Origin of the sequence: Nostoc sp. UHCC 0252, from assembly GCF_034931145.1 — a bacterium.
Classification (GTDB): domain Bacteria; phylum Cyanobacteriota; class Cyanobacteriia; order Cyanobacteriales; family Nostocaceae; genus Nostoc.
This window is the reverse complement of the sequence record NZ_JAYGHE010000154.1, coordinates 1-4,529: the sequence shown is the minus strand read 5'-3', so window position 1 is coordinate 4,529 and position 4,529 is coordinate 1. Positions and strand designations below refer to the sequence as shown.

The following is a 4,529-nucleotide window of genomic DNA, read 5'->3' as shown; positions in this document are numbered from 1 at the left end:
GGCGTTATTAGTCGCGTTCTGGATGATTGCATTTAAGTAATATATGCAGTCTTCCCTGTGAGAAATAGGTTGGATAAATGTTAAATTCCAACCAAATTTTACTAGAACCTCAAATAAGCTAGCACTTTCGATATATTGAATTACTTTTTCAATATCTTGTCCGGGCATATCAACAATCATCACATCTAACTCAGGATGATTTAAGTCATCTGTTATTGCATCAGCATCGTCATTTAATAAATTAAACTTCTTAATGGTTGCTATATGTTCATAAGCCTGAAATACAGGAAATGATTCTTGGTTATAAACCTTTATCCGTTTTCCTTGTTGGGCGAACATTTCTAGCAATAGCTTGATAACTGTAGACTTACCCACCCGTGCATCTCCTACAGTTATAATCATTCTCTTTGACATCTTTATTCCTATTCAGATAAAATTTTCTCTATACCAAATAAATCTTTTTTTAGCTTTATTTGCCCTTTAAAATTGTTCAGCCAGCTTAAGACTCTACCAAATACAGACGGATATTCATCTTGTTCAAGTCCTTGTCTAAATGTCAGATTTTTCACATCTAAATAATCATAGGATTTTTTCGCTAGTTTTGGCATAGTTATACTCGTGAAATCATGCCCTGTTGCTTTTACCTGCTGTTCTATTTCTTTGACTTTTTGTGAGTTATCATAAAAAGCAAATTGTTCCGCCTCCCCGTAAAACGAATTTTTTACTATTACATAATCAACCCGATCACCGCAGAAACTATATAGTTCTAGTAGTTGAGTTATACAATCAATTATTGTGCTAATAACTACTACTATCGTCACCCGCATCTTACATTTATTATTTACTACATCTAAAAACCCCATCTCGGTTATTAAAATTTTTAAAGTTGGCAGAAATTGTGATGGCGTTTCTAGTAGTATCAAAGATTTTTCCTCTTGATTTTTCCCAGATTCTTTTGATTTGGGATACACTAATTCTTTTAAATTATCTACAAATTCGTCTAATTTATCTGAGTTAGATATATCTAAACGATGAATGTTTGCAGCGTTTTCATAAAATCTGATCAAGTGTGGATTAGAATTATCCGCGTCTAACCCAACAAATTTTACTGCGTTATCTATGTAAGTTTGCGCTAAACCTCTGGCAAACGTTGACTTACCAACACCTCCTTTATCTCCTGTCACCATTACTAATCTTCTTAGTTGTTCTGGATTATTTTTATTGTTGTTATTCTTATTATTATTTTCGGATACTGGATTATTAGACTGTGTATTACTAGTGTTTTCTTTTATCGCATTGTTAAGTGCTATATTTTCGGGTGCTAGGCTGTCTAACTCTGTATTACCAATGTTTTCTTCTGTCACATTGTTGGTTAGTACATTGTCAATTACTGTGCTATCGGGATCTGTATTACTAGTGTTTTCTTCTGTCACATTCTTGGGTGCTATATTGTCGGGCACTGGGCTGTCGGTATCTGTATTACTAGTGTTTTCTTCTGTCACATTCTTGGGTGTTATATTGTCGGGCACTGGGCTGTCGGTATCTATATTACTAGTGTTTTCTTCTGTCACATCCTTGGGTGCTATATTGTCGGGTACTGGGCTGTCGGTATCTATATTACTAGTGTCTTTTTCTATTGCATTGTTGGGTGCTATCTTGTTAAACGGTGTATTACTAAAAAGTTGATCTGCCAGATTGTTGCTAGTATTTCGGTTATTATCGTTGGCTATCTTAATAGTCATCATTCTTCTTCCTTTTGATATTGACCGAGAAGATTGGAGATTGAATGTTTTTGGTACAAGCCCAGCAATAAAGTGGGCGGAATAAATCTAAAATCGTCAATTTTCTTATCTACAAGACGCTCCTACGTCGCTAACGCTACGCTATCGGCAATCTGCAATTGTTTTACAGATACTGTCTTTGAAATATCGGTCGAATTTTAATTCGTACCCAATGCAGAAATTTATTAATCAAGTCCGCTTTGACAATCGTCTTCAAGCTATTGATGGCTGTAAAATTTAAAGTTTTTATTTTTACTACCTCTTCTTCAATAACTACATAACGTTCTTGACTGTGAATATTCATCAGTATTACCTTCTCGTTATTTAATTCTGCTGCAACAATGTTGAACACATCTTCAGTAAATATCTCTAGCCCTAATGGGGTAGAGATTACCCGCACCGTGCTACCCAAAGGGTGATCGAATTCCCAATATGTCCATACTCTTCCCATAAATAGATTGCCATATTTGATTCAACACACGAAGCTATTTAGGTACTGTTTTTTTCAGTACTATGGTTTCTTGATTTTTCAAAAATACGTTATACAATTACTAGCGGTTATTTTTGGTTCTCAAAGAATTGCCGCTATCAGCGAAGAGGACAAGGGGCAGGGGGCAGGGGGAGAACCCCATACATTTTAGGTTGGGGCTTGAACTAAGGACGTATTATTTCTCGTGCTGTGCATCGCACTTCGTGCCGCTTCGCTAACGAAATAAATATTTTTATTTTTGGGCATAAATAAATTTAGGGGTTTGGAACCCTTGCGGCAGGGGATCTGAGCGTATCTTTCTCCCTTGCTCCCTGCTCCCTGCTCCCCTGCCTCTTTGGTCAACACCAATATCATTCTTTGGCTGATGATAAGGGTTGGATGTTAAGCCGGTCGCCAACCTTGATATTGGCAGCGCCTGTTGCTAGCTCTAGCACTTGATTGGCAACTTTCCCCTTGTAGATGGGGCAGGGGTTTTTGTAGCACGGTTTGGCATTGTAAACCGCAGTTGTCACCACATTGTCCTTAAGATAAAAGATGTCTAATGGAAAATTTACCTTGTACATCCAAAAAGGCACATTATAAATTTCTCCTCCCAGGTTGAATAACATTCCGCGATCCTTGTTTAAGGATGAGCGAAATTTCAGCCCTTTCTCTAATTGCTTTGGTGTAGAAGCGGCTTCCAATTTAAATGTGCGCTTGCCATGAGTGAGAATGTGGGTAACGGGTAAATCTTGGGGACAAGTTTGAACGTAACCGAGCGCCACAGTGCCGATGATAATCGATACTCCAGCGACAGGGCCTAGTATGTTCAGTAAGTTGAAGGCAGCAACGTATAAATCCTTTTCAGAATTAATTTTTAAAGTTTTCATGTTTCACCAAAAATATCAACATTGCCGAGACTATATATAGATGAATCAATCGGGCTAGATGGAAGCCCATGCAAAGCCGCAATGTTACGCATACTTTCAACTCGGTCAGCTTCGCGGATTGCCAGAGGATTCATATTCTGCCTTGCAGCCAGCAATGCCGATAATGTAATCTCAAGTGATGGCAGTTCGCTAGCTGGTGCAACATCATCACCAAACATTTGACAGAAACTAAAGACGGCGGCGCGTTCTACAATGGCTTGAATCTCCGCACCGACACATCGCTGCGTGGCTTTGAGTAACCTTTTCCATTCTTCTTCGCTGTACCCATCGCCCCGATCATGGAAACGAGGATCGAAACGGGCTAAGTGAATCTTGAATATTTCGTGCCGTTCGCCGTAATTTGGGAGATCCACCTTAAAAATCTCGTCGAAGCGTCCACTTCTGGTTAGCTCTGGTGGTAGCCATTGAATATTGTTAGCCGAAGCGATAATTAAAACCTCACTAGTACGTTCTTGCATCCAGGTCAAAAGCATACCAGCTAGGCGTTTGGATAAATCATCATCCCCGGCGAATCCTTTGTCGAAGTCGTCCAAATACAAGATTACACGGCTAATTCGGTCTACAAGTGCGAGTAAATTCTTTAGCTTGTACTCAGCCAAATTACCGTAACTGCGGAAACTCCCCCACTCCAAAATAATCAGAGGTAGCCCCAATTGTGCAGAACTTGCTTTAGCGGAGTAAGATTTTCCTGTTCCCGGTGGGCCGATTAGTAAAATCCCCTTGGGTAAGCGCAGATTATAGGCTTTCGCCAATGAGGATAGAAGGCGCTTATAAGTTTTAAAGGCTTGCTGGATCAGTTCTAAACCACCGATGGGTGTGCTTGGAGGTTGAAGGAACTGAATATTATAAATTCGCTTAAACAGTTCGATTTTGTAAGCGGACAGTTTTTCTACTAACTCATCCGGTGTAATTTCCTGATTTGCAATCGCCTGTCTAATTCCATAGTCAATGTCTGTCAAGTACATCCCTAACCCGGCGTTCGCCGTCGCATGAATATCGCCATAACTATAATTAGGTAATACTTGGGCTAAGTAACTGCTTATTTCCTCTATAGCTGGCAGTTGTTGAATGACTGTCGGAACTTCGGGGGCAATGCCAGATGACACGGTGGCGTTTGGCCCTAAGAGAATTGCTGTCTTGTTGGCATTGTGATTGCACAGCTTCAGGTTAATCAGGGCAGACTTAATCCACTCGGAAGTCAGAAAGAAATCGGGGTCAGTGGTAGACTCTCCCAGCCAGGGGAATATGCCCTCCAGTATGAGAATGCCCTGTAAATCAGTGGTTTTCCAAAACCGCAGAATTTCAAAGTAATGTTCGCGCCTGCTTTTA

The 4,529-nt window shown here is 39.8% G+C and carries 4 protein-coding genes and 1 pseudogene; all 5 read right to left on the bottom strand.

Features of this window, described 5'->3' with window-relative positions; translation table 11 throughout:
* Positions 1-402 (bottom strand): annotated as a pseudogene (locus VB732_RS35410) (hypothetical protein); the annotation flags it as partial.
* 20 nt (positions 403-422) lie between these two features.
* Entirely contained in the window at positions 423-1,745 is a 1,323-nt protein-coding gene (locus VB732_RS35405; protein WP_323235469.1) for a hypothetical protein, read from the bottom strand.
* Between the two features lie 160 nt (positions 1,746-1,905).
* Positions 1,906-2,232 carry a hypothetical protein gene (locus tag VB732_RS35400; protein WP_190916943.1) on the bottom strand — a complete coding sequence of 109 codons (327 nt, stop codon included), beginning with the start codon at positions 2,230-2,232 and terminating at the stop codon, positions 1,906-1,908.
* Between the two features lie 389 nt (positions 2,233-2,621).
* A complete protein-coding gene (locus VB732_RS35395; protein ID WP_323235468.1) occupies positions 2,622-3,140 on the bottom strand; it encodes a DUF192 domain-containing protein in 519 nt (172 codons plus the stop codon).
* Positions 3,137-4,529: ATP-binding protein (locus VB732_RS35390; protein WP_323235467.1), on the bottom strand; the 1,393-nt coding region annotated here is incomplete at its 5' end. The genes VB732_RS35390 and VB732_RS35395, both read right to left, overlap by 4 nt.